Origin of the sequence: Proteiniphilum sp. UBA5463 (assembly GCF_002427225.1) — a bacterium.
Taxonomy (GTDB): domain Bacteria; phylum Bacteroidota; class Bacteroidia; order Bacteroidales; family Dysgonomonadaceae; genus Proteiniphilum; species Proteiniphilum propionicum.
This window is the reverse complement of the sequence record NZ_DIQL01000029.1, coordinates 2,044-25,898: the sequence shown is the minus strand read 5'-3', so window position 1 is coordinate 25,898 and position 23,855 is coordinate 2,044. Positions and strand designations below refer to the sequence as shown.

At 40.6% G+C, this 23,855-nt stretch carries 19 protein-coding genes, 1 tRNA gene and 1 pseudogene; 7 read left to right on the top strand and 14 right to left on the bottom strand.

Annotated features, from left to right (window positions below; genetic code table 11):
• Positions 1-515: 515 nt before the first annotated feature.
• The 6 genes from B3B27_RS05205 to B3B27_RS05180 all read right to left on the bottom strand — a co-directional run bounded on the left by B3B27_RS05205 (position 516) and on the right by B3B27_RS05180 (position 7,198).
• On the bottom strand, positions 516-1,451 hold the full coding sequence (locus tag B3B27_RS05205) for a hypothetical protein (RefSeq protein WP_238866263.1): 936 nt from the start codon (positions 1,449-1,451) through the stop codon (positions 516-518).
• Between the two features lie 744 nt (positions 1,452-2,195).
• Positions 2,196-2,267, bottom strand: a tRNA-Arg gene (locus tag B3B27_RS05200).
• Positions 2,268-2,282: 15 nt separating this feature from the next.
• Positions 2,283-2,897 (bottom strand): DUF3256 family protein, encoded by a 615-nt coding sequence (locus B3B27_RS05195; protein WP_286833729.1) that lies wholly within the window; start codon positions 2,895-2,897, stop codon positions 2,283-2,285.
• Positions 2,898-2,901: 4 nt separating this feature from the next.
• Complete coding sequence (locus tag B3B27_RS05190) at positions 2,902-4,707, bottom strand: alpha-L-fucosidase (RefSeq protein ID WP_286846983.1); 1,806 nt, start codon at positions 4,705-4,707, stop codon at positions 2,902-2,904.
• A gap of 242 nt (positions 4,708-4,949) precedes the next feature.
• Positions 4,950-5,180: a hypothetical protein gene (locus B3B27_RS05185; RefSeq protein ID WP_238866271.1), complete on the bottom strand. Its 231-nt coding sequence runs from the start codon at positions 5,178-5,180 to the stop codon at positions 4,950-4,952.
• Between the two features lie 371 nt (positions 5,181-5,551).
• On the bottom strand, positions 5,552-7,198 hold the full coding sequence (locus B3B27_RS05180) for an AMP-binding protein (protein WP_286846981.1): 1,647 nt from the start codon (positions 7,196-7,198) through the stop codon (positions 5,552-5,554).
• Positions 7,199-7,386: 188 nt separating this feature from the next.
• Between B3B27_RS05180 and mtaB the strand changes: the two genes are divergently transcribed.
• The 3 genes from mtaB to B3B27_RS05165 all read left to right on the top strand — a co-directional run bounded on the left by mtaB (position 7,387) and on the right by B3B27_RS05165 (position 10,776).
• A complete protein-coding gene (gene mtaB / locus B3B27_RS05175) occupies positions 7,387-8,700 on the top strand; it encodes a tRNA (N(6)-L-threonylcarbamoyladenosine(37)-C(2))-methylthiotransferase MtaB (RefSeq protein ID WP_286846980.1) in 1,314 nt (437 codons plus the stop codon).
• The gene (locus B3B27_RS05170) at positions 8,700-9,593 is read left to right on the top strand and encodes a lysophospholipid acyltransferase family protein (protein WP_238866277.1); all 894 of its coding nucleotides are present in this window, start codon (positions 8,700-8,702) and stop codon (positions 9,591-9,593) included. The genes mtaB and B3B27_RS05170 overlap by 1 nt, the downstream gene beginning before the upstream one ends.
• A 118-nt stretch (positions 9,594-9,711) precedes the next feature.
• Positions 9,712-10,776 carry a glycosyltransferase family 2 protein gene (locus B3B27_RS05165; protein ID WP_238866279.1) on the top strand — a complete coding sequence of 355 codons (1,065 nt, stop codon included), beginning with the start codon at positions 9,712-9,714 and terminating at the stop codon, positions 10,774-10,776.
• A 6-nt stretch (positions 10,777-10,782) separates the two neighbouring features.
• On the opposite strand, the gene B3B27_RS05160 is transcribed toward B3B27_RS05165, so the two are convergent.
• Positions 10,783-11,490 (bottom strand): porin family protein, encoded by a 708-nt coding sequence (locus B3B27_RS05160; RefSeq protein WP_238866281.1) that lies wholly within the window; start codon positions 11,488-11,490, stop codon positions 10,783-10,785.
• A 226-nt stretch (positions 11,491-11,716) separates the two neighbouring features.
• On the opposite strand from B3B27_RS05160, the gene B3B27_RS05155 reads away from it, so the two are divergent.
• The gene (locus B3B27_RS05155) at positions 11,717-11,884 is read left to right on the top strand and encodes a DUF362 domain-containing protein (RefSeq protein WP_238866283.1); all 168 of its coding nucleotides are present in this window, start codon (positions 11,717-11,719) and stop codon (positions 11,882-11,884) included.
• A gap of 135 nt (positions 11,885-12,019) precedes the next feature.
• Here B3B27_RS05155 and gap read toward each other — a convergent pair whose 3' ends face one another.
• From gap to rmuC, 6 genes are all read right to left on the bottom strand, one after another.
• Positions 12,020-13,024 carry a type I glyceraldehyde-3-phosphate dehydrogenase gene (gap, locus tag B3B27_RS05150; RefSeq protein ID WP_238866285.1) on the bottom strand — a complete coding sequence of 335 codons (1,005 nt, stop codon included), beginning with the start codon at positions 13,022-13,024 and terminating at the stop codon, positions 12,020-12,022.
• Between the two features lie 336 nt (positions 13,025-13,360).
• On the bottom strand, positions 13,361-14,371 hold the full coding sequence (locus tag B3B27_RS05145; protein ID WP_238866287.1) for an NAD-dependent epimerase/dehydratase family protein: 1,011 nt from the start codon (positions 14,369-14,371) through the stop codon (positions 13,361-13,363).
• A 10-nt stretch (positions 14,372-14,381) separates the two neighbouring features.
• Complete coding sequence (locus B3B27_RS05140) at positions 14,382-15,929, bottom strand: ArnT family glycosyltransferase (RefSeq protein ID WP_238866289.1); 1,548 nt, start codon at positions 15,927-15,929, stop codon at positions 14,382-14,384.
• The gene (locus B3B27_RS05135; RefSeq protein WP_238866291.1) at positions 15,919-16,566 is read right to left on the bottom strand and encodes a lipid-A-disaccharide synthase N-terminal domain-containing protein; all 648 of its coding nucleotides are present in this window, start codon (positions 16,564-16,566) and stop codon (positions 15,919-15,921) included. The genes B3B27_RS05140 and B3B27_RS05135 overlap by 11 nt, the downstream gene beginning before the upstream one ends.
• A 3-nt stretch (positions 16,567-16,569) precedes the next feature.
• Positions 16,570-17,307 carry a glycosyltransferase family 2 protein gene (locus tag B3B27_RS05130; RefSeq protein WP_238866293.1) on the bottom strand — a complete coding sequence of 246 codons (738 nt, stop codon included), beginning with the start codon at positions 17,305-17,307 and terminating at the stop codon, positions 16,570-16,572.
• Between the two features lie 215 nt (positions 17,308-17,522).
• A complete protein-coding gene (gene rmuC, locus B3B27_RS05125; protein WP_238866295.1) occupies positions 17,523-18,857 on the bottom strand; it encodes a DNA recombination protein RmuC in 1,335 nt (444 codons plus the stop codon).
• Positions 18,858-19,514: 657 nt separating this feature from the next.
• On the opposite strand from rmuC, the gene B3B27_RS05120 reads away from it, so the two are divergent.
• Together B3B27_RS05120 and B3B27_RS05115 are read left to right on the top strand one after the other, a co-directional pair.
• Positions 19,515-21,425 carry a tetratricopeptide repeat-containing sensor histidine kinase gene (locus B3B27_RS05120; RefSeq protein WP_286846979.1) on the top strand — a complete coding sequence of 637 codons (1,911 nt, stop codon included), beginning with the start codon at positions 19,515-19,517 and terminating at the stop codon, positions 21,423-21,425.
• 21 nt (positions 21,426-21,446) lie between these two features.
• Positions 21,447-22,217 (top strand): LytR/AlgR family response regulator transcription factor, encoded by a 771-nt coding sequence (locus tag B3B27_RS05115; protein ID WP_238866298.1) that lies wholly within the window; start codon positions 21,447-21,449, stop codon positions 22,215-22,217.
• A 19-nt stretch (positions 22,218-22,236) separates the two neighbouring features.
• Here B3B27_RS05115 and B3B27_RS05110 read toward each other — a convergent pair whose 3' ends face one another.
• Entirely contained in the window at positions 22,237-23,328 is a 1,092-nt protein-coding gene (locus B3B27_RS05110) for a hypothetical protein (protein ID WP_238866300.1), read from the bottom strand.
• Positions 23,329-23,748: 420 nt separating this feature from the next.
• Between B3B27_RS05110 and B3B27_RS05105 the strand changes: the two are divergent.
• A pseudogene (locus B3B27_RS05105) lies at positions 23,749-23,855 on the top strand (fructosamine kinase family protein); the annotation flags it as partial.

Below are 23,855 nucleotides of genomic sequence, written 5' to 3'. Positions count from 1 at the left end.
ATAAACAGAAAGATATGTTATAATCGTTCCTATCGGGCAAGAAATTCAATAAAAGAATTTATTGAAAATTATGATACCAGGATATTAAAGGTAAAATCGATTTGGTATAATTTTGCCGGGTGAGATAATTTGCGATTAAATGATTGGTTCCTCGTTCGTGCAGCGAGGGGTAAAAAAAATTACTGTATATATAGCAAGTGAAGAATGATTCACATTATTCGAAAGGTATTATTGAAGTAGTTTCTTACCTTCCAATATTTTTAAATATTTTCCTTTACTCAAAGGACAATTGGCTAATTCCATGAATTCTTTTTTTGACAATTTACATTGATCACTCATTTGTTTTATGAGAAAGTCATCGATGTCCGAGTTGCCGTGGCTAATTTTTGTATATAATACAAATTTGCCTTCGTGGTGTAATTCTAGATATTTATGGTCATCACTTTTATCTGGAGAATCAATGAATCCCTTTTTCTTTAAATTACGATAAGTTTTCTTTGGATCTAATACGCTCATTATTCAGTGCCTAAGACTATATTATTAATATTTATCTTAATCAGTTTGTTTCGTTCTGTTAATTGATCGTCGTTGAGGGTATTTAACCTCCTATATATGAAATCGAACTCTTCTGCAAAAGAAGCTTTAGCTTCATTCTCATCTCTCCCAGTCCCAATAATATCTAGCATTTCTGATTTGATTACATAGTAATTATTCTCCTTCTGAAACGATGATATTAAAGGATATCGTAAACAATACACTTTAGTCGGTGTTGAGATTTTCTTTGGAGCATATCCAAGTGTAAAGTTAGAGTCACTAAAAGATTCAATGACCCTTTTCTGGGTGGTTTTTTCACCTTCCCTAAATTCTTTAACAAATCCAACGACCTCGAGCTCCGTTTTACTTATTTCTTTATCAATTTCGATTATGGGGGTTATCAACTCTTTCTTGGCAGCTTCTTTGAATGTGTTTATTTTATATATAGGTGTGATTTTCTTTGTTCTTCTATTGTAATCAACGAAACTTACCGGTGAATCTTTAAAATTACTTGTAAATGAATATAAATTCTCAACAATTGGGGTCCTAGCTTCAGGGTTAGGCAATATTTTTTTTAGTTCATAATAGTCTCCTTTGTTCGCAATTTGTAAGACATTGTTAAAATTATCATTTACAAGATTTCGTTGAGACTCCCATAAGAAACCTGATTTACTTTCTGCTCTAGAAGAATATGAAAATTTTGGAACAGCACTAGCTTTTTCGAACCCAGTCAACTCAAGTTGGAAATTATTTAGGTCGATAAATTCATCTGATGATAATGTGTGTTTTGCAATTGATATTATCAAATTCTGAAAGTCTTTGGCGATTTTAGCTAATACATCTACAGGTAAAGAATTATATCTACCCAATTCCCCACCAATTTCAATATATACGCCGCTGTTTAAATCAACTTTCATATTGTAAGAACAAAAAATACTTTCGCACAAAAATATATAAAATATCCAACAAAACAGTGTTTGAATATTTAAGTTTAATTTTTGCCTGACTTTCTTATAGAAAAGAAAGCAAATGATCACGGTAATCTACCACATGCGCAAATGAAAACAACCAGTAAAGATATTTTGCAATAACTTAATAAAATGAAATATAAAATGAATTTTTAATAGACCAGGGGTTGTTGACTTTTTATTCAATACCCGCGAAGAGCTTTTATGAGCACATCTGCTAGTTTAATAGCCCTGCTAGCAACCATGTTGTCTGGTGTATTAGAATTATCAGTTATATTGATACAGTATACTTCTTTTGCAATTTCGTACCTGCGTTGTTCCCAATCGATTGCTTGTTTCCCATCTTTAAGTTGCTCAGTTAAACTCATGATTATAAAATTTAAATAGTTAATTCACAAATATAGACATTATTTTAAATAAAACTTCATTTCTTCGATAGCTTCTTTCACACTTCGGACAATTACATATGTACTTCCGCAATTCTCAGCCTGTTTTTGGAACTTTTTTTATGGTTTTACTTTGCCGGGTGAGATAAATTAAAGCTACTTATCTTGTTATTAAATAAACTGGATCTGAGAAAATAATTCGGTGCATTTTTTTTACTGATTTCTATGATGTTTTGCAAATGTTATGCAAAATGATAAAAAACAAAACCCAAACAGCTGAATATTAGCTGAATGGGTTTGCTTCAAGTACACCCGGCGGGAATCGAACCCACATCGTCGGAACCGGAATCCGGTATTCTATCCATTGAACTACGGGTGCAGGGTTTAATATTCTTTACCTGAAAGTGGCGTTGTTCCAATGCAAAACAACGGTATCACTTTTCAGAAAAGGCTCTATCTGCATTATCTGATCGGCAGTAAGAAGATGTTTGTAATTGAATGTCAGGACCAAATCGCTTGTATCATTACTGAATTTTGCCGAGACCGGATAAATGTGAGGCAAAGATACTGCATATTTATAATTTTCCATCTCTTTTTTTGAAGAATCGAAGAAAAATTCCTCCGAAATATCCGGTATAAGGGGTTTGCCTGAAATTTCATTCCACTCTGTGTCGTAAAAAGTGATGTGGCTGTCGCATACTTCTCCGCATACGGTTTTAATCATGCAGATGATCATTGAATCTTGTGCTACGGGAAGCAATTTCAACTGGATTGTACCTACACCGGAGGTTTTTATCTCCAGTAGATCGTCATTTTGCTTTATTTTACTTATCTCTCCCAGCGTATAGGGTATGGTCGTTTTGCCAGTGTTTACAAGCAGCATGGTTTTGTTGCCTTCAGAGATACCCGGAAGCAGGACAGTCGGCATCGACTTGAACAGATCACCGATGTTTTGTCCGTAGCTTACAGATATTACGAAAATTGAGAGAAACAGTAATATTTTCCTCATATGTCTATTTTGTTAAAATACCGATCTGGTTCATATCTGTTGCCGGTTTTCCTCCATCGGCACCACTGAGTGCTTCGAGTTGAAAGTAACGGGCATTGATTGTCTCGCTGAATATTATGCGTTGCGGGATGGGGTTGTTTTTGATGTTGCTGAACTCTCCCTTTTTGGCATCAACCCAGGTATTACCATCGCCGCTCACCTTGAAAATATATGTGAAAACCGGTTCCCTGTTATCAACGGGTCTATATGTAAACCCTTTTATCTTGTAAAGCTCACCAAGGTCAACAGTAAGAGGGTTGTCACTGGTGATTTTCCACGACTCGGCGGAAATATCTGATAACTGCATCTCTTTGGCTGCTTCTTCCAGTAGCGGTGCATAATAGGCACCCACTTTTGCAATGTTTGCAATGTCGCGTGTTTCTGAGATTGTGACCCTTAGTACTGTAGGTGCTACATCATTGAATTTGAGCAATCGTTTGTAACCGATGGTAGTACCTTCGGCCAGTTTCACCCATTCATTGTTTATTAGCCCTTCTAATATAAACTCTTCCACACGCTGGCCCTTGCGGATATCTTCCTGAAGCATAACAGTGTTGATTGTTTCTCCCGGCTGAATTGAAAATTCTTTTGAGGCACCTGAACGGGCTTTCCAGGCTGCTTCTCCATCGTTAAGCTTTTCATTTCTGAAGGTGTTTCTGATATATGAGCCAAACAGATTCAGGCGTTCGGCATCAACCTCATGTATTCTGCCTCGTTTATCTGGTGGTATGTTAAGTAACAATACCGAGTTCATGCCTACAGAATTAAAATAGATGTTCACTAGCTGCTGCAATGTTTTTACCTGATTATCCTGTTCAGGATGATAGAACCAGCCCGGGCGAATTGATACGTCAACTTCCGACGGGTACCAGTATAGCGTCTGTGCTTCAGAAATAAGCTGACGGCTGCCTAACTCTTTTGAAGTGGGGGAGATATTCAGGCGTTTGTTTTCATTTGTGATGGCTTCGTTGATATTAGGCTGCAATGGCGTTACGCTCCACTCAGTTTCTCTACCAAGTCCTTTTTCATTACCTACCCACCTTACATCGTCACCCATTATTGCTTTAACCGCCTTTGGCTGTAGGCTGTCGATAACATGATAGAAACGTCCCCAGTCGTACTCCTGTACTTTGCCGTTGGGGCCTTCGCCATTGGCTCCATCGAACCACACTTCGTGAATTTCCCCATAGTTTGTAAGCAGTTCAGTAAGCTGTTGGGCAAACATTGCATTATATTTTGGCGAGTCGCCATAGCTCGCCGCATTCCTGTCCCAAGGTGAAAGGTACACTCCAAACTTCATATTGTATTTGTCGCATGCCTCTTTCACCTCTTTTACCAAGTCGCCATAACCATTGTGCCATGGCGACGATGCCACTGAATGAGACGTAGTTGCGGTAGGCCATAGACAAAAACCATCGTGATGTTTTGCTGTAAGGATAAGCAATTTAAAGCCAGCGTTCTGCAGTGTGGTAACCCACTGCTCTGCATCTAAATCGGCCGGGTTGAAAAGAGCAGGATCTTCTGATCCGTCGCCCCATTCCCTGCCGGTGAATGTATTCATCCCGAAATGGATAAAAGCTGTCAACTCAAGCTCCTGCCACTCGTATTGTCGCTGTGTTGGAACTACGTAGGCGGATAACTTCACTTTCTGATCTGATGTAAGCAAGTTTCTGAACGTGAGCTTTTTTTCGAAATAGGTGTTAGCCATCTGATTGCATCCGGATGAAGATACTACAGTTATTAACAGGCAGATGAATAAAATTTTTCTCATTACTTGTTTGATAATTAAATTTGATCTTGTTTATTTTTCCGGCTACTGTTTCTGACGTTGAATGGCAAACACCGCTTTCCTGATGAGCACAAGTTGCAAATATTACTTTCCTTATCCTGCATCCTGGCAAACACCGCTTTCCCTGTCTCAGCAGACAGATAGGCAAAGATAATATTTTTAACCCAATATAAAACAAAAAAGCCATCCTTTAGTGGATGGCTGAAATCGATTTCTTTAACTGCTTATTGATTAACTTCAGTCTCAGCAACCTGGCTCAATGAATCGCCTTCAGCAGCTTCAGCAGCTTCAATAGCAGCTTGAATGCTATCAGCCTGGACTTTTGCGATGCTGTCTAATCTGGCTACTTCAGCAAGGCTGTCTTGTCTTGCTTTTTCAGCTTTTACTTGTGCATTGTTGCAAGAAACTAAACCTAATGTTGCAATTACAGCAACTAATAAAAGTACTTTTTTCATTTTTAATAATTTTAAACGATAAATAATATTACTTCTCTAAAAACGGTGCAAATTTATATCAAAAACATGTTCTAAAACATATTTTGGATGGAAATCTTAGTTAAATAATATTAAACATAGGCAATTCCTCAATTTTTACGCCAATATTTTGCTTTTTATGCCTCTTTTCCCTCCTTTTTTGTTATGGAAGTCGCTCCATAAGGGTGTTCAAATGGAGAGTATAGTGAGTAAATTTAACAGATATGATCTTAACGGCCGAATCTATGAAACGTTTTTACTAATGAGTATAGTTGGTAAATTCAAATTATTTTTCCGAATTGCTTGATCAGATTGAGCCGTTTGCTGCTGGTACAGATAGAGCGGGATAGTGTTCAGCTGTAGAGGAACCGTTTAATGCTTTTTTTTGGTGTTTTTTCGAACTCATTTTCAACTATCTCGATGGTGCTGATTCTTTCGTACTGAGCAACCGATCTGTTAAGAATTTCCATGTTCCCGTTCATTATTTCAATCAGCCTTTCATCAGATATGTTGTCAGATAATAGAGCCTGCATATCGGGATATACAATAGCCACAAGTTTGAAATTACGTAAAACGACAACACTCTCAGCAATATATGGCAGGTTGTTCAGTTTCGACTCAATCTCTTCCGGATATACATTTTGTCCGTTTGCGGTGAGAAGCATTGTTTTCAGCCGCCCCTTGATAAACAACCTTCTTCCTTTCATTATTCCCAGGTCGCCTGTTTTGAGCCAGCCGTCATTAGTGAATGCTGCAGCGGTGGCTTCGGGATTTTTGTAGTATCCTTTCATCACATTTTCGCCCCGGACCTGTATTTCTCCCGGTACCGTTTCGGGGTCAGAGGAGTCGATACGTGCTTCCATTATATCTTCCAGCACCGATCCGCATGATGTTGGTACAAAGTCGAAATTATGATCGTAAGATATGAGAGGCGCGCATTCAGTCATGCCGTAGCCGACGGTAAAGGGGAATTTCATTCTGTAAAAAAACGCCTCTACCTCCGCATTCAAAGCCGCCCCTCCTATGATTACTTCTCTGAAGTTACCTCCCAGGGACTTAACAAGAGATGCTTTTATCTTGTTTAGTATTAATTTATTGATCCCTGGGATTTTTAACAGTACTTTTACGATTGGCTTATTGATGACAGGTAGTATTTTCTTTTTATATATCTTCTCAAAAATAAGTGGTACGGTAATTATCAGGTTCGGTTTAACCTCCTTAAAAGCCAATATGAGATTTTGAGGGGTTGGCATTACCCCAAGCAATATAATGTGAACACCCGTTGATAGTGCGTAAAGAAAATCGAATGCGCAGCCATAAACATGTGCCATAGGTAAGAATGCCAGGTTTTTCTCCCCTGTGAAAAGCAGATTCAGCCTTTTGCTGTAGGTCACGTTTCCGGCAAAATTATTTGCAGTAATCATAACACCCTTGCTGAAACCCGTAGTACCTGATGTGTAGTTGATACAAATAACTTCATCGTTGTCCACATCTGCATAGCTGATCTCCTCCCTGGAAAATCCGTCATGATAGGTACTTTTGAAAATGCCTGCTAAAGTGCCGGAAACCTTCCGGACTTTTTCATTATCACTTTTTAAAAAAGTGAAATCCGGTATTTCATATACGGGAATATCTATATTATCCTTGTCTATGGTTTCCCATATTGTCTTGTTTACAAACACCAATTTTGAATCGGAGTGTTTGATAATGTGTGCCATGCTAACGGGATTGAATTCGTGCAGTATGGGAACGATAACGGCGCCATATGTTATTGTTGCCATAAACACGATTGCCCATGAAGAGTGGTTTTTTCCGATCAGGGAAATCTTATCTCCTTTTTGAATATTCAATTCAGAAAAGAGAAGGTGGAGTTTCGCAATTTCTTCTGACAGCTCACCGTAAGTATATGATCTGTTGCCATTGTAATCTGTTAAAGCAGGTAATTTCCAGTTATTTCTGAAACTCTCCTCGTATAATTTAATGAAGTTCTGCCTGATCATAAATGCACATTTTTGCCTTTATTGTGCAAAAGTAATATTCGGAAATTGATTATCAAAGAAAATAAGGCAATAATTCAAGAGTAAAATTGTATTTTTGTATCTTTATTCAAAGTCACTCTACAACAAAGCTGTCGTATGAATAATTTATTGATATAAAATATTATTCGTAAGTACGGCCAATTATAAATATGATCGATCAAACAATTTTTCATAATAAGACTGCTGTCTATTACACTTTAGGATGTAAATTGAATTATGCTGAAACTTCCGCTATTGGCAGGCAGTTGCTGGATTACGGCGTTACCCGTGCCCGGAAAGGGCAGAAGGCGGATATATGCGTGATTAACACTTGCTCTGTGACAGAGCTGGCTGATAAGAAAGGGCGGCAGGCCATCAGGAAGGTGATTCATGAAAATCCATCCGCCTTTGTAGTGGTTACTGGGTGTTATGCACAGCTGAAACCTGAAGAGGTGGCAAGTATTGATGGTGTTGACCTGGTTTTGGGAGCAGAGCAGAAGCTGGATGTTGTGAAGTATCTGCATGATCTGAGTAAAAAGGATAAAGTGGAGGTAATAACTTCCAAAACAAATAGAATAAGGTCGTTTGTCCCTTCTGTATCGGCAGATGACCGGACCCGCTATTTTTTGAAGGTACAGGATGGGTGCGACTATTTCTGTTCTTTCTGTACCATACCTTTCGCCAGGGGAAGGAGTCGCAACGGGTCTATTGCCGCCCTAATGAAGCAGGCAGAACAGGTGGTGAGTGAAGGTGGCAGGGAGATAGTGCTTACGGGTGTTAATATTGGTGATTTCGGCCATACGACAAAAGAGACATTTATAGATCTTATAAAAGCACTTGATAATGTGGACGGAGTGGAACGTTACCGCATCTCATCCATTGAGCCGAATCTGTTGACTGATGAGATAATAGATTTTGTGGCTTCGTCAAAGCGATTTGTACCACATTTCCATATGCCGCTGCAGGCTGGTAGTGATGCCGTTCTTAAACTGATGAAGCGCCGTTACGATACAGCTCTGTTCAGACATAAAATAGAGAAAATCAAGAGAGTTATGCCACATGCCTTTATTGGTGTGGATGTGATAGTTGGTGTCAGGGGCGAGACCGATAAATATTTTGCCGAAAGCATGAAGTTTATTGAGTCGCTGGACTGTTCTCAGTTGCATGTTTTTACCTATTCAGAACGTCCCGGAACCCAGGCACTCCAAATAGATCACATTGTTGATCCGAAAGTTAAGCATGCACGGAGCAAAGCGTTGCTGGATATTTCTGATGCAAAGCTGCGCCGTTTTTATGAATCTCAAAAGGGTAGCCGGAAGAAAGTGCTGTTTGAACACACTAGACGCAGTAATAAAATGCACGGGTTTACCGAAAATTATGTAAAATTGTATGCCGTTTACGACTCCACTCTGATAAACCGGGTGACGGAGGTAGTGGTTGGCGAGTATGATGAAGAACAAATGGCTATGAAAGCAATATTTTAATGGATAAGAAGCAAAAAAAGAGTGCAGGGTATCTTCTGTTGTATTCAGTGACATATCTTCACGCGATGTTGCCTTTAGGGGTGTTGTATCTACTATCCGATATACTCTGGTTGTTTGTTTATCATATTGTACGTTACAGAAGGAAACTGGTAAGGATGAACCTTGGAAACGCTTTTCCGGAGAAGCCTGTTAAAGAGATAAGGCGGTTGGAAAGAAAATTTTACCATCACCTGTGCGATTACTTCGTTGAAACAATAAAAATGCTTCACCTTTCGGACAGTGAAGCCCGTGTAAGGATGAAATTTGAAAATCCTGAAATAATAAGCAGGCTTACCAGGGACGGAAGATCGTGTTTGATGTGTATGGGCCATTACGGGAACTGGGAGTGGGTGACCTCTTTCGGTATTAACCATCTGCCTGAACTGAAGCAGGGCTTTCTTTACAAAAGGTTGAGATCAAAGCCTTTCGACCTGCTTTTTTTAAAGATCAGGAACCGCTTTCGTCCCGAACCAATTGAGATGAGGAGAGCTTTCAGGAAAATGATCCAGCTGAATAACGATGGAAAGGCCATGTTGGTGGGTTTTCTTGCAGACCAGCGTCCGCCAAAAAATAACGATCACTACTGGACAACTTTCCTGAACCAGGATACGCTTGTACAAACCGGAATGGAGAAGATTGCAAATCATCTTGGTCTTTCTGTAGTTTATCTTGATATCACTAAAGTAAAGCGAGGATATTACACCGGAAAATTTTATGTTATTACCCCGGATGCAAGCCTTGAACCTGAGTTTGAAATAATGGAGCGATATATGAGGAAGCTGGAAGAGACTATTCTGAAGGAGCCTGCTTACTATTTATGGTCACATAACCGTTGGAAGTTTAGAAAAAAATAAAGACAGGATAGCATAAGGGGCCAAGGGCCTGCAGACGGAAGTGAAACTTTCGTTTTCTAAAATTCAGGAAACAGGATTATTGGAGAGGAGTAAATATTTAATATAAAAAAAGCGTTTTGTGGTAAAAGTATCGGTGGTTATATTGAACTGGAACGGGAAGAAGCTGCTTGAGCAGTTCCTCCCTGCTGTGCTGGAACACTCGTTAAGCGATGAGTGCCGGGTTATTGTTGCTGATAATGGGTCTACGGACGAATCTGTAGCATTTATCGAAACAAATTTCCCCGAAGTATCTCTGATTGTTCTGGACAAGAACTATGGTTTTGCCGAAGGATACAACAAAGCTTTGCAGCATATCGATTCTGAGTATGTGGTGCTTTTGAATTCTGATGTGGAGACCACTCCCAACTGGCTGAACAAGATGGTCGACTTTATGAACAAACATCCCGAGGTGGCCGCGGTACAGCCTAAGATACTCTCTTATGATGAAAAAGGCTGGTTTGAGTATGCAGGGGCATCAGGCGGGTTTATTGATCTTTATGGGTACCCATTCTGCAGGGGGCGCATTCTTGAAGTGGTGGAGAAAGACAACGGACAGTATGATTCGGAGATCCCTGTATTTTGGGCGACCGGTGCTTGCATGATGATAAGAAAGAGTGATTATACCGAGCATGGTGGACTGGACGGCCGTTTTTTTGCACATATGGAGGAGATAGACCTTTGCTGGCGTTTGAATGCCCGGGGCAGGAGAGTGATGTGCCTCCCCTCTTCGGTTGTTTATCATGTGGGTGGAGCATCGCTGAAAAAGGATAATCCTATGAAAACCTATCTGAACTTTCGTAACAACCTGCTTATGATTTTTAAAAACGTACCAGGGAAGGCATGCCGGCCGACATTTTTGGTACGGTTGTTTTTCGATATTCTTGCTTATGTTCACCTGTTGCTGCAAGGCAATTTCAGATGCGCTCATGCTGTTATCGATGCTTATAGGGATTTTCTTAAGATGATGCCATCATACAAGCCGGTACGTGAAGTAAATTTAAGAATGGCAACTACAGAGAATATTCCTGTGCAATACAGGAAAAGCATTTTATTGGATTTCTATTTTTTAAGAAAGAAGAGCTATTCATCTATCTTTGAAAAGAAAGATCAGTCTGTTACTAAAACCCGGAAATACCAAAAATGATTGTACCTACTCAAAATTAAAACTCAGTGTGATCAGTCGCTGGGTAGCTTTAGAAAGCGATTTCGTATATTTTCGGAGACTTTCATCCTTAAGGCCGGGCCTCTCGTTATCAAGAATATCCACCAACCCGAAACCAAACTTCAATTCCGGAGCAAGATTGAAAAGGGGTAAATAAAAGTCGCATCCAACACCTATCTCAACTCCAAAATCGTAAGGCTTCAAAAGAAGAGCTCGGTTTTTCCCGGATGCCAGTTCTATGTTGCAATATATACCTAAAAGGGTGTAGGGACGGAAGTTGTCTATCCTGCCTGCCGATATCTTCAGCTGCAGGGGTAAACTGAAGTAGTTGTTGCGAATTCGGGTTGAGTACTCTTCGCGGGACGATTGTTCCTTGAAAACTATCCGCTTTTCACCCAAATAGAGCGAAGGAATTGCCCGTAGGTTCATAATTCTGTTCAGATAAATGTCCCCAATAATTCCCGCAGTGAATCCCAATGAATAGTAGGGTATTTCTGAGAACCACACCTCTCCGTTATCGTTCACAAAACCTGATTGTGCAAGTATTAGATCTTGTGTGTGCAGCCCAAGTGTGAATCCCGGGTGGAACAACCGTTGATCTGCATAAGGCCTGTTCTGCAGTTTACGGTTCTGGCCCGTGACGCTGCCAGATATGATGAGCAGTATTGTGAGCAGATATGTTGTCTTTTTTGCCATTCGCCTTTTTTGTTGTTTGTTCTTTAAACGCCTTTTATTTCATGATATTGTATAGCAGGCCTCATTAAATTATAGCCATAGGTGTTGATTTGTATCGTCTCTTTCCGTCCCCTGCCTTTAAGGATTAATGTAAATAGTTCTCTATATTTTTTTCGTATTGGAAAAAACTCTTTATCTTTGCAACAACATAGCAAATTAATTTCAATAACTAACTTATTTCACTATTATGGCTTACGTAATTGATGACACTTGCATTGCTTGTGGAACGTGCATTGATGAATGTCCTGTTGATGCAATATCTGAAGGCGATATTTATTCAATAGACCCGGAAGTATGTACCGATTGTGGTTCTTGTGCAGATGTCTGCCCGACAGAATCAATTCATCCGGCATAGGACACAGGCGTTTGAAGAAAAGAGAAAAGTCGAACTTTACTGTCCGGCTTTTTTTATTTTCACAAGCATTATTTCAACAAAAAAACGCCTCTTTTCCGGAGGCGCCTTTCATATATCGTAATAATAGTATTATTATTATCCGTTTACTTTAGCCATATGTGCAATAAGGTCGAGCACTTTGTTTGAATATCCCCATTCGTTGTCGTACCAGCTGATAACCTTAACGAAAGTGGGGCTTAACTGGATACCTGCTTTTTCGTCGAAGATTGATGTGCGTGAATCGCCGATGAAATCGCTTGATACAACATCTTCGTTGGTATATCCTAAGATACCTTTCAATTCGCCTTCAGAAGCTTCTTTCATAGCTGCACAAATCTCTTCGTAGGAGGTCTCTTTTGCAAGGCGCACTGTAAGGTCCACTACAGATACGTTCAGTGTGGGAACGCGCATTGACATACCGGTTAGTTTTCCGTTCAGTTCCGGAATAACTTTACCTACAGCCTTGGCTGCTCCAGTTGATGAAGGAATGATGTTGGCAGAAGCTGCGCGTCCGCCTCTCCAGTCTTTTGCCGAAGGGCCGTCAACGGTTTTCTGGGTAGCTGTTGTTGAGTGAACAGTTGTCATCAAGCCTTCAAGAATTCCGAACTTGTCGTTCAATACCTTGGTTACAGGAGCAAGACAGTTGGTTGTACAAGAAGCGTTGGATACAATTTGTTCTCCTTTTGTGTAGGTCTTTTCGTTTACACCTACAACATACATGCGGGTATCATCTTTTGAAGGAGCAGACATAACAACATATTTTGCTCCAGCTTGGATGTGAGCCTGTGCTTTTTCTTTTGTAAGGAAGAGTCCTGTAGATTCAACTACATATTCTGCACCCACTTTGTTCCATTTAAGGTCTGCCGGATTTCTTTCTGCTGTTACGCGGATTGTTTTACCGTTTACTACCAGATTGCCGTCTTTCACTTCAATAGATCCGCTATACTGACCGTGGATGGTGTCGTATTTTAACATATAAGCGATGTAGTTTACATCGAGCAAGTCATTGATACCCACAACCTGAATATCATCTCTGTTTTGAGCTGCACGGAAAACTAGGCGACCAATGCGACCGAATCCGTTAATACCTACTTTAATCATACTTTATTGAATTTTATTTATTAAGAGTGTTTATTTACAACAATCGTTTTCAAATTTTGAATTCGACTTGAACAAGAAGGTTAGCTTGTCAGCTAACCGGCTCAGCTTATTGGAAACGTCTTCAAAATCACTTGTTGCGCCTTGTTCCTGCATTATGCCAGCATTAACGCTATTCTTATTTAACTCAACGAAAACGCCTTTAACTTAACGAAAACGCCCTAAAAACTATCTTTTTAATAGACTTACAAAAATACTATATCTTTTCGATTTTAAGAAATTATTTGTAACAAAAAAACCGTAATCAGCAGTTCGAAAGAATAAAATGTTAACGGCTGTTCAAGTCAAGACAAATTCCTTAAACCATTCATAGAATATTTTGATTCCTGTTTCAACCGTAGTGGACGGTTTATAGCCGAAGCGCTCTTGTAGTAATGAAGTGTCGGCAAAGGTAGATACAACATCGCCTGGCTGCATTTCCTCCATTTCGTGAACAGACTGCTTACCTACGGTTTTTTCGATGACATTTATAAAATCCATCAACTGCACTGGCGATGAACAGCCCATATTGTACACTATGTGGGGGACAACGGATTGCGGTGGCAAAGGTAAAATTTTAATCACTCCTTCTACAATATCGTCTATGAAGGTGAAATCTCGCTGCATTTGCCCTCTATTGAATATTTTAATCGGTTTTCCTTTCGAAATAGCCGACATAAAGAGCCAGGGTGCCATATCGGGGCGTCCCCAGGGACCGTAAACAGTAAAAAAACGGATGCCAGTTGCCGGCAGCCCGAACAGCTTGCCATAAGCATATGCCAGCAGCTCGTCTGATTTTTTGGTCGCCGCGTAGAGGCTGACGGGGTGATCGGTCTGTGCCGATTCTTTGTATGGGACAGCTGTGTCATCACCATATACACTGCTTGAGCTTGCGTAAACCAAATGAGTGACGGGGTTATTGCGGCAAGCTTCGAGCAGGTTGATAAATCCTACTATATTGGAATGGATATATGACAAAGGGTTCTCAAGGGAGTATCTGACTCCTGCCTGTGCAGCGAAATTCAAAACATGTGTGAATCTCTCGTTACGGAAAAGGGCGGAAAGTTTTTTGCCCTCTATCAGATCGAACTGTATAAACTTGTAGTGCTGAAATTTGTCGCTCTGTATCCACTTTCCCTTTTTAATCTTCTCCCGTGAAATTCCAGTTTCGTTAAGACGTGCAAATTTTAGCCTTACATCGTAGTAGCTGTTGATATTATCAAGGCCCGCCACTTCATAACCCTGCAGGAGAAGCCTCCTGACAACATGAAAGCCGATGAATCCGGCAGCACCTGTAACCAATATTTTCATTTTTATTCAATTAAAAAATAACAATCATATACGGGCCCACTTTGTATCCCTCTTTTTCTGCTATGACAGACTGGATTTTTTTGTTTTTATTGATTGTTTTTTCCGGTAACAACAGTAGGTTACCGGTAAGTGAGTTACTCAATATATCTTCTTCAGAAACGTAGATCACATCTTTTTTAAGGAATACATCCATGCTTTCTGCCCTGGAAATATTATATACGCAGTATTCCGAAGCCTGTCTCTCTTCAGCTAATCGTGACGCTTCTTGGCATAATTTGCTCCATCCCATATATGGATTCAGTTGAGGCATGGCCCATCCTGCAATAAAAATGGCCAGAAGTAAACCCAATGACATCACCCGGATAGATAAGCGAAGCTCCTTTTTCAAAAATAGCAGGTATAATACAGCTATTCCGGAGAGAGTGGCGACTGTTGCTGCCGCAAAAACAAGTGGTACAGCAGCGAAAAAGGGAGTATCTGTTTTTGCTATGTATATTATCAAAGGTAACGCTGATGCTAAAATAAGTGCGGGAAGTGCCAGTGAGAGCCGCAGCCAGATATTTTTTTCATTGAATTTATCGATAAGCATTGCAGAGAGGCCGATAAAAAACGGCAGTGCCGGAAGCATGTAGACTGCCAGCTTGGAGCTGATAATCGACAACATGATAAATGTGGAGATTATGATGGTAAGGAAAAAGCGTTCTGTATCTGTCTGAATCTTTTTCCGTATCATTCCCGCAATAATAAGCCCTATGGAGAAGAACATCCAGGGAGCCAGTGAATACCATATTGTAATGAAGTAATAATAAAACGGCTCTTTGTGATGGAAGGAGTTGATTCCCCTGCCTACTGTCTGATGTATGAGCAGATTATTGAGGTAGCTGTTTCCACCTTCAAGGTAAACTCCGGCAAACCATATGCTGCATCCAGTAAGAAGTACCAGCATGCTTTTCCAGCCCCAGTAACGCTCCCAAGTATGGATTTCACCCCGATGGAGCAGAAATAAAAGCGTGGAGAGAAGTGGTACAAGGATGCCGACTGGCCCTTTGGAGAACAGAGCCAGGAAGAGATAGAGAGGGAAGAGATAATAGTCCCCTTTTTTTGCCTGCCCCTGATAGATCTTGAAAAAAGTATAGAGTGAAAGAGTGATGAACATCACCATAAGCATATCCATCCTTATTATTATGGCAAGGCCGGCAAACAGCCCGCCGGTCATTAGCATCAGTAAGGCTTCTGGTTGGTTTCTCGATTCCTCTTTTCTTAACCACTTGGCCATTGTCATCATCACTACCAGAGCCGGGATAAATGACAGCAGCGATAAGAACCACATTCTGTGTCCGCCAAGCAATGTCTTGCCTGCCATCATCAGCCAGAAATAGAGAGGTGGCTTATCGGCATAGATCTCACCCTGGTTGGTAAAGGTGAAAAAGTTACCGTTTTTAAGTGCTTCATCAACAATACTCAGATAACGCAGCTCGTTGTTGGGCGTGTAATCGCGAAGGATCATCAACGGAAGCAGTGCAATAAACCAAATGATATAGAGCTGTTTATCCTTCATATGATAACTGTTTCTTACTTCTTAAGCCTATCATGATGTTGCGCATATATGCAACAAAACCGAACGACTGCCCAAGTATGAGCACGGGATCGAGCCGGAATACACCGTAAGCGATAATGATTCCCGAACCCAGAAGGCTGATTATCCAAAAACCGAGTGGTAGAGAAGACTGGTGACGTTGTGCCGAATATATCCACTGGTAAATGAAACGGCAAGTGAACAGTATCTGCCCGCCGGACCCAAAGATTAGCAACCATAGTGGTATGGCATTATGCCGGAAGAAGGTAGAGGAAAAGGCAGTCATGTCGCGCATAAGATAGGTGGCGGCTGCAACCGGTGTTAAAAGAAGCACTATTTGTATAGCAATGTTTACCCGTTTCCGGAACCCCTGCATGTTCAGATTCCACAGATAGATGTAGTATGAGAAGAACTGCCCGAGGATAATTGCGAAGTCATCTCTGAGCACCCCATAGATAAAGAGCAGGTACGAGCCGAAGATACTAAGGATCCAGAACGCAGGCGGAGAAAGAATTTTTTTTGCTTTCTCTGTAATTATCCACTGATGCAGTAACCGGGCTGAGAAAAAAGCTTGCGCCAAAAAACCGATCGCGTAAATCCAGACAGGGCTCTCTTGCATATTTTAATCTAAATTACTTGAATTAACCTGGTAATTTATATAACGTCTCTTCATCCAGCGATAGGCGAAACAGTCGATAAAAGGACCTGTAAGCCTGTTCCAGAGATGATATTTCGATTTTCCCGCCAACCTGGAATAGTGCCTCACCGGGATCTGTTTTATTCTGCCGTTCTGCAAAAGTATAAGTGCCGGCAGAAACCGGTGCATACCGTTGAACATGGGGATACGCTTAGCATACGCGGTATGCATCACTTTGAGTGGGCAACCAGTGTCGGAAACGCCGTCGCCGGTCATCATCCTCCGGTATCCGTTGGCTATTTTAGACTGCAGGTTCTTGAATGATGAATCTTTGCGATTGGCACGGATACCTGTAACAAATTCATGGTTGTCTAAATGGGGCAGCAACAGGTTGAAGTCATCGGCATCGGTCTGCATATCAGCATCCATATAGCCGGTGAATTTTGAAAAAGAGTGATCAAAACCGGCTTTAAGTGCAGCGCTCAATCCCCCGTTTTTCTTAAGATCAATATAGTAAAAATCCGGATTTCGCTCGCATACATTCTTGATCCTGTTTCTGCTGCCGTCGGTAGAGCCATCGTTTACAAACAAAACGCAGGTTTTCTCAAGTGAGTGCGGCAGGAAACCTTTCAGTTTCTCTTCCAGCCTGCCTATGTTCTCTTCTTCATTGTAGAGCGGAACAATAATGGTGAATGAATACTGACTTGTTATATTTTCATCCATTTTAATATCAGTTATCAAAACAAATAAACATAAGGCTTTCGAGCCGGTATGGCCGGCTTAAAATCATGTCTGATTGTTTTCGAAGGCAAAAGTACCAATTATTATTTAAATTTCGCAATCCATCTTTCAATGTTTTTAGTTAATTCAGGTTTCGCATATGTTACAAAAGTAGCTAAATCTGTGATTAACATATATTATTTTGGAGGGGTGAATAATTAATCATGGTCGCTACCTGAGGTTGTGATTTCAAGCAGTTCGGCAGCCTCGCTTGTATCGATTGTGGCAACGTCCTTAAGCTTTCTGTTGATAACGTTCGTTCGTGTCAGCCGGAGGTCGTTTAACGATTTTGAAGCTGTGTTCAATTGTTTATCAACCTTGTCAAGCTGATCGGAGAATTTACTGAATTCGGTTTTTACCGCTTCGAGAATTTTCCACACCTCGCTGCTCCTTTTTTGGACGGCAAGGGTCCTGAATCCCATCTGCAGGCTATTCAGCAATGCAGACAGTGTTGTGGGCCCTGTGACCGTTACCCTGTATTTTCTCTGCAGTATTTCAAAAAGCCCCGGATGTCTTAAAACCTCTGCATAGAGGCTCTCAACGGGCAGGAACATTATTGCGAAATCGGTTGTGTGCGGAGGGTCGAGATACTTTTCACTTATATCCCCGGCAAATGATTCGACGGATTTAATGATAGCTTTTTGTGCTGTCTCTATTGCCTCTTTGTTTCCTTCATCATAGGCATTTAGCAACAGCTGGTAGTTTTCAATCGGGAACTTTGAGTCGACAGGCATCCATACCTCTTCATCACTCTCTTTACCCGGTAGCCTGATTGCGAACTCAACGTGAGCCTGGCTACCCCTTTTTGTTGCTACATTTTTGGAGTACTGGTCGGGTGTAAGCAACTGCTCAAGAATATTTTCCAGCTGATACTCTCCCAGTACGCCCCTTGTCTTTACATTCGACAGTACCCTTTTCAAATCACCAACACCGTTTGCAATGGTTTGCATCTCACCCAGTCCCTTATGAACCTGTTCGAGTCTTTCACTAACCTGCCGGAACGATTCGCCAAGACGCTTTTCCAAAGTAGTTTGAAGTTTCTCGTCCACGGTTTTTCTCATTTCATCCAGCTGCCGGGTGTTATCTTCCCTTATTGCCTCCAACTGTTTCTCAATTGTCTCCCTTACATCTTTTATTGCATCAACAGATTGTCTGTTGCGTTCTGTCTGCTGTTTACCGGCATCTTCAAATTTTTGCCTGATCAGCTCATTCAGTTCCTTATTGTTCGTCGAGTTTGTCTCTGCAAATAATTTAAGATTTTTAGCCAACTCATCTCTGTTCTCCATTGCAGTGCGGTTACTCTCAAGCCTGTTGCGTTGAAATTCATCCCTGATGGACTTTTCATTTCTCTCCGAGGCTGATTCGAACCTGATTAATGCACTCTCAATCTCTTTTAGTTTATCGGCCTTTTCTGAGGTGGGTTTTTCAAAAAAGTGCAGAATAATATTAATTATAGCCAACAGTATAAGGGCGGCAAACATCCATTCGATCATAATTTAATTTTTGATTAATAAAACATCTTAACAAACTCACCGTTGTTGTTAAGTGATGAACACGTTTGAATCTATTCTTAGTCAAAAATAGTAATTAATAATCACAAAGACGAAGAGTATAATAGAAATATCTTTGAGATGCTGTTGTTTAACATGTTAAAATTCAGTGTTTTTTTGTCGATTAGCAGCAAACTGGCCATTTCTGTTGTTATTGTTTTATATATCACGACAGTAGTGATTTCTGATATGAATATTATTAGGAAAGTTACTATAGAAATCCTTTATATTGGAATTGCAACAGGTATAAGAGAAGAGAACGCACAAAATCCATTTACGTGAGATTTTGCGCTATTTAAAAGCCGGGGGATGCAAAGGTATTCAGGCAAACTATTTGTCTCAATTAAGTTTGCAAGTCCATTGTTTTTGATTAACTTCGCATTGGATTTAATGTTTGACCCTTTAAGGGATTAAACTCTTTTTGTTTATGCAACTGCAAACTTAAGTTTTTGCCTTTAATTGTCAGATAAATAAAAAATATTTAACTCTTTTACTCAGCTACCTTAATTGAGATATGTGATGTTTAAATATATACTCAGCCCCCTAATCCCCTTATTGATGTTAACCTGCAGCAAGGAACCTGCAAAAATGGATGTAACAATGGAGTCCATCATTACTGAGGCTATGGATTCTCTTTACTGCAACAACGCCTACTCCCGAAGCCTGTTACGAGATGCCATGAATAATACCAACGACAGCCTGGACTACTATAAAGCTCTACAAACATACAGTCTGACATACTTTGTAAACGATCAGATCGATTCCACGCGCCATTTCGCCGAAAAAGTTGTCGCTTACGCGAACAAGCAGGTGCCAAACATCAAAATCTACCAACTCCTCACCTCATCATACAATACAATAGGTAATTGCTTTGCTTTGTACAGGGATCAAGATTCTGCACTTACCTACTTCACCAATGCTCTGAATTATTATGAATTAACGGGTAAGAGAGAGAAGATCCCTGATCTCTCCATAAACATTGCCGATATGCATATGAGAAATGGCGATTTTGTCAATAGCGCCTTCTATTACCGAAAAGCACTCTCAGTTGCAGATTCAATAGGTGTGGCTGATCAACTGGGATTTCCGATATATACCGGCTTAGGGCAGTTGTATATGGAATTGCGTGATTTTGAACTGTCTGATTACTATTTCTGTTTGGCCGAACAGGATTTCGAAGGCCGAACGTTGAATGAAAAATTCTTTTACTGCAATTGCAGAGGGAACTGTTACTTCTTTGCGGGTGAGTTACAGGAGTCCTTGTCTTGGTACAAGAAAGGAATAACTTTGTTATCGGGAGAAGGATCCATATTAAGTTTAAATATTGCCAATGCCAATATAGGGGAGATCTTTTTTCATCTGAACCAACCCGACTCGGCATACCATTACCTGAATGAAGCGGAAAAATACTTCTCTGCCATTAATGAGCAGCCATTGCTTTATCATATCAATACCCTTAAGGCCGGATTAGCTTTGCAAGCCGACAATCCACAACATGCGCGCCACTACCTTGAGGGTAAGGTTACAAATTTAACTATTGAACCCACTTTTCTCATCCTTCGTAACAAATACATTGAACAGTATCATGCGCGAACAGGGAATTTTAAGGAGGCATATGCCTGCCTGCAAGAAAATCTTGTGATGGAAGATTCTATTCGTTCGGAGAGGGCAAAAATGCGTGTTGCCGAAATCGATATGCGTTACAGACAGGATACAACCCTGGTAAAGAGAGAGATGCTTATCATGGGGCAAGCATCCGACATCCGGTCGCTTCGCATGAGAAATTATATATTTGTCATGGCATTCCTGCTCATTTCAGCTATTATGGCAAGCGTCTATATTGCGATGAAGAGACAAAAAGAGCTGCAAAGGTTAAGCTTCCACGATCAAATAACCAAGTTGCGACTCTCCAATATCCGTAACCGGATCTCCCCACATTTCATGTTCAATGTGCTCAACCGGGAGATCAGTTCCGACAATGGATCTCACCCGGCTAACCTGATGAAACTGGTGTTGCTCCTGCGTAGAAGCCTCGAGATGACCGACCAGGCACAAGTTACATTAAACCAGGAGTTAGAATTTGTAGAAGCATACATCAACCTGGAAAGAGAGAGCCTTGGTCCCGATTTTAAGCTTGATTGGAATATTGATCCACATGTTGATACAGAAATGGTGTCGCTTCCGTCCATGATAATTCAGATTCCATTGGAGAACGCAATCAAGCATGCATTGCGTCCTCTTGCCGGTGAAAAGAAGCTTGAATTGCAAGTCCGGAAGGAAGGGGAAGGAACAAGAATCGAGATCATTGACAACGGGACGGGTTATCAGGAGCTGTTGATGGGTTCATCAACCGGGACCGGGACCGGACTTAAAGTGTTGTATCAGACAATCGACCTTTTTAACCGGGAGAACAGTGAAAAGATACAGTTCAATATCCTTCGTTCGGGAATGGAAGAGCAAGGTGGGACAAGGGTGACTATTTTTATACCTGACAATTATAAATATTGGTAAACAGTTACATAATCTCTGGAAATGGATAAAAAAAGATTTACTGCTGTAGCCGTCGACGATGAGCCGGTTTGTCTACATAGTTTACGGGAATCTCTGGCCGATTATCCGGAGGTCACCCTCATGGGAGAGGCAGACACGGCTAAAAGTGGAATCAAGCTAGTGATTGACAAGAAACCTGATTTATTGTTTCTGGATGTTGAGTTGCCGGATATGAGCGGTTTGGAACTGCTACGCGAGATACAACCTCGTGTGAGGTGGCCGATGAAAGTGGTATTTTACACTTCCTACCAGAAGTACTGGCTTGATGCGTTGCGAGAGTCTGCGTTCGACTATCTGCTTAAACCCTATGCACAGGAAGAGTTTTCGACCATCATGCGCCGTTTTTTCGGGCAGGTAGCAAGAGATATGACTACAGCAGTACCCCTCGAGAGGGCATTATCAGAGTTGTTGCCCTCCCATCAGGCATTCATGATTCCCGATATTACAGGATACCAAATGGTTCGTGTGAACCAGGTGGGCTATTTCTCCTACTCGAACGGGAGGCGTCAATGGGAAGCCGCATTGGCAAACGGTAAACGCGTATTGTTGGGGAGAACTGTAAAGTCGGACCACATATTATCCTTCTCTTCGTTGTTCGTCCAAATAAGCCGTAACCACATTATTAACATCGACCATGTTTGCTCGATAAAGGGGAAGGCCTGCTTTCTTCTGCCTCCCTTCGATAATGAAAAGGGGCTCATCATATCACGGAATTACCTGACGAATGTACATGAGAAATTTCGGTTGTTATAAAGCAATCACCAACTTACGTTTAAAAGGGAGAGAACCGGAAATTCATATATAAGTAAGCTGTTTGTGTTTTATACCCATTATACTTGTTGCCCATATAAGAATAATAATCGTAAACCACTTTCTTATAATCACGATTGGGATAAACAGTGTGTTTGATATTATTGAAATCTTCCCAGTAGTAAGAGTTTCCATTTTTATAGATTAACAACCCATATCTGTTTAAATGAGATTTCATAGTCTCGTAGGAGCTAAACACTCCGTCGAAGTTTTTATATTCGGTCCAAGCGTAAGTGTACTCAGCCCTATTGGTTTTAATGGTGTTCTCATTTGAGCCACTGCCTGGGTTTTCGTTATTGTTATTGCCATATGTTGCACTGAGCGTTTCTACATTCCCTTCGTAGTCGGATCCATCCTTCATCCTGGCATATGCTGTGACAGTAACGCTTAATGTCGGGCTGTCTCCTAAAGTTATCATTGAACATGAGTTGATTTTGTTTTCACTTGGGTTATCCCAATGCCAGATTGCTCCTCCGATCATGAAGCCAGCCCTGCTTATGCTTTCATAATCGCACACTTCCACCTCTACTGTGAAACTCATCTTGTATTTATACTTGGCTCCATCTGAGTTTTCAAATCCATCGGCAGAGTACTCCATAGAGTTTAAAGTGAGCTTTGTTAGCTTAACTGGAATTTTCCCATCTCCGGAATAATCCTTTTTTGGGGTTGTAAATGATGATACGGATGAAAACCCGTACCCTTTAATGTTGGAAGCATAGGCAACATAGTAATAAGTAGTGTTTTCCTTCAACCCTTCAATCTTTTTGTTGAATTCACTTGCCCCATTTTCGCAGCTATAATTTGTTCCCCAGTCTGTTGATGGTTTGCCAGGATTGGTTTCTGATAATAGAAAACCGCACTTGTTTACGGCTGATCCGCCATCATTAGCGATGTTGGCACTTAATGTTACCGATGATGAAGAAAGATCCTGGTGCTCCATACTGACGACAGTTGGTTCAATCACTTCGATAACCTCAATATTGTCCTGCTCATCACTACAGGAACCTAGAGTAATCAGACCAATAACGAAAATGAAACCAATAAACTTTTTCATCGTGAAAGAATTTTAAATCAATAGCTTTTCATACAAATGTAGAGGCAAATGAAATACATGTCAAGGGGCAAAAAATGGATAAAGGATTATTACGTAACCGGATGATTCTATGAGGTACAAATTAGGGTTTATCATGTATTATTTTGTACTCGAACTAAGAAATAAAATATGAGCCCACTTCAACAAGTCGTTTTGTAAAATATGATATTTGATTTTCAAGTGATTATAATGTCAAATCTTCTAATTTGAGACTTTTTAAGCAGACTCAAATATCTATAGGTGAAAAACTCAAGGCAAAACTGCACGAAAAGGATTTCATTACGAAATCCTTTTTTTGGTATGCTCGGCACGAGCATTGTCTAACGGGTGGAAGTCCCGAGTAAGCCCTAATAGCGGGAATTACATAAATCTGAAAACTATTCGCAGCAAATAGAACTCTATCAATTATATTATCTGCTTGTTCATTTAAATTTGTTTGGAAGCGGATATTATTCAAGCGTTCCATCTGTCTTAAGGAAATATTTTAC

Coding starts and splice junctions, on each gene's coding strand:
- B3B27_RS05205 (WP_238866263.1), bottom strand. CDS start 1,451: ATGAAAGTTGATTTAAACAGCGGCGTATATATTGAAATTGGTGGGGAA.
- B3B27_RS05195 (WP_286833729.1), bottom strand. CDS start 2,897: ATGAGGAAAATATTACTGTTTCTCTCAATTTTCGTAATATCTGTAAGC.
- B3B27_RS05190 (WP_286846983.1), bottom strand. CDS start 4,707: ATGAGAAAAATTTTATTCATCTGCCTGTTAATAACTGTAGTATCTTCA.
- B3B27_RS05185 (WP_238866271.1), bottom strand. CDS start 5,180: ATGAAAAAAGTACTTTTATTAGTTGCTGTAATTGCAACATTAGGTTTA.
- B3B27_RS05180 (WP_286846981.1), bottom strand. CDS start 7,198: ATGATCAGGCAGAACTTCATTAAATTATACGAGGAGAGTTTCAGAAAT.
- mtaB (WP_286846980.1), top strand. CDS start 7,387: ATGATCGATCAAACAATTTTTCATAATAAGACTGCTGTCTATTACACT.
- B3B27_RS05170 (WP_238866277.1), top strand. CDS start 8,700: ATGGATAAGAAGCAAAAAAAGAGTGCAGGGTATCTTCTGTTGTATTCA.
- B3B27_RS05160 (WP_238866281.1), bottom strand. CDS start 11,490: ATGGCAAAAAAGACAACATATCTGCTCACAATACTGCTCATCATATCT.
- B3B27_RS05155 (WP_238866283.1), top strand. CDS start 11,717: ATGGCTTACGTAATTGATGACACTTGCATTGCTTGTGGAACGTGCATT.
- gap (WP_238866285.1), bottom strand. CDS start 13,024: ATGATTAAAGTAGGTATTAACGGATTCGGTCGCATTGGTCGCCTAGTT.
- B3B27_RS05145 (WP_238866287.1), bottom strand. CDS start 14,371: ATGAAAATATTGGTTACAGGTGCTGCCGGATTCATCGGCTTTCATGTT.
- B3B27_RS05140 (WP_238866289.1), bottom strand. CDS start 15,929: ATGAAGGATAAACAGCTCTATATCATTTGGTTTATTGCACTGCTTCCG.
- B3B27_RS05135 (WP_238866291.1), bottom strand. CDS start 16,566: ATGCAAGAGAGCCCTGTCTGGATTTACGCGATCGGTTTTTTGGCGCAA.
- B3B27_RS05130 (WP_238866293.1), bottom strand. CDS start 17,307: ATGGATGAAAATATAACAAGTCAGTATTCATTCACCATTATTGTTCCG.
- rmuC (WP_238866295.1), bottom strand. CDS start 18,857: ATGATCGAATGGATGTTTGCCGCCCTTATACTGTTGGCTATAATTAAT.
- B3B27_RS05120 (WP_286846979.1), top strand. CDS start 19,515: ATGGAGTCCATCATTACTGAGGCTATGGATTCTCTTTACTGCAACAAC.
- B3B27_RS05115 (WP_238866298.1), top strand. CDS start 21,447: ATGGATAAAAAAAGATTTACTGCTGTAGCCGTCGACGATGAGCCGGTT.
- B3B27_RS05110 (WP_238866300.1), bottom strand. CDS start 23,328: ATGAAAAAGTTTATTGGTTTCATTTTCGTTATTGGTCTGATTACTCTA.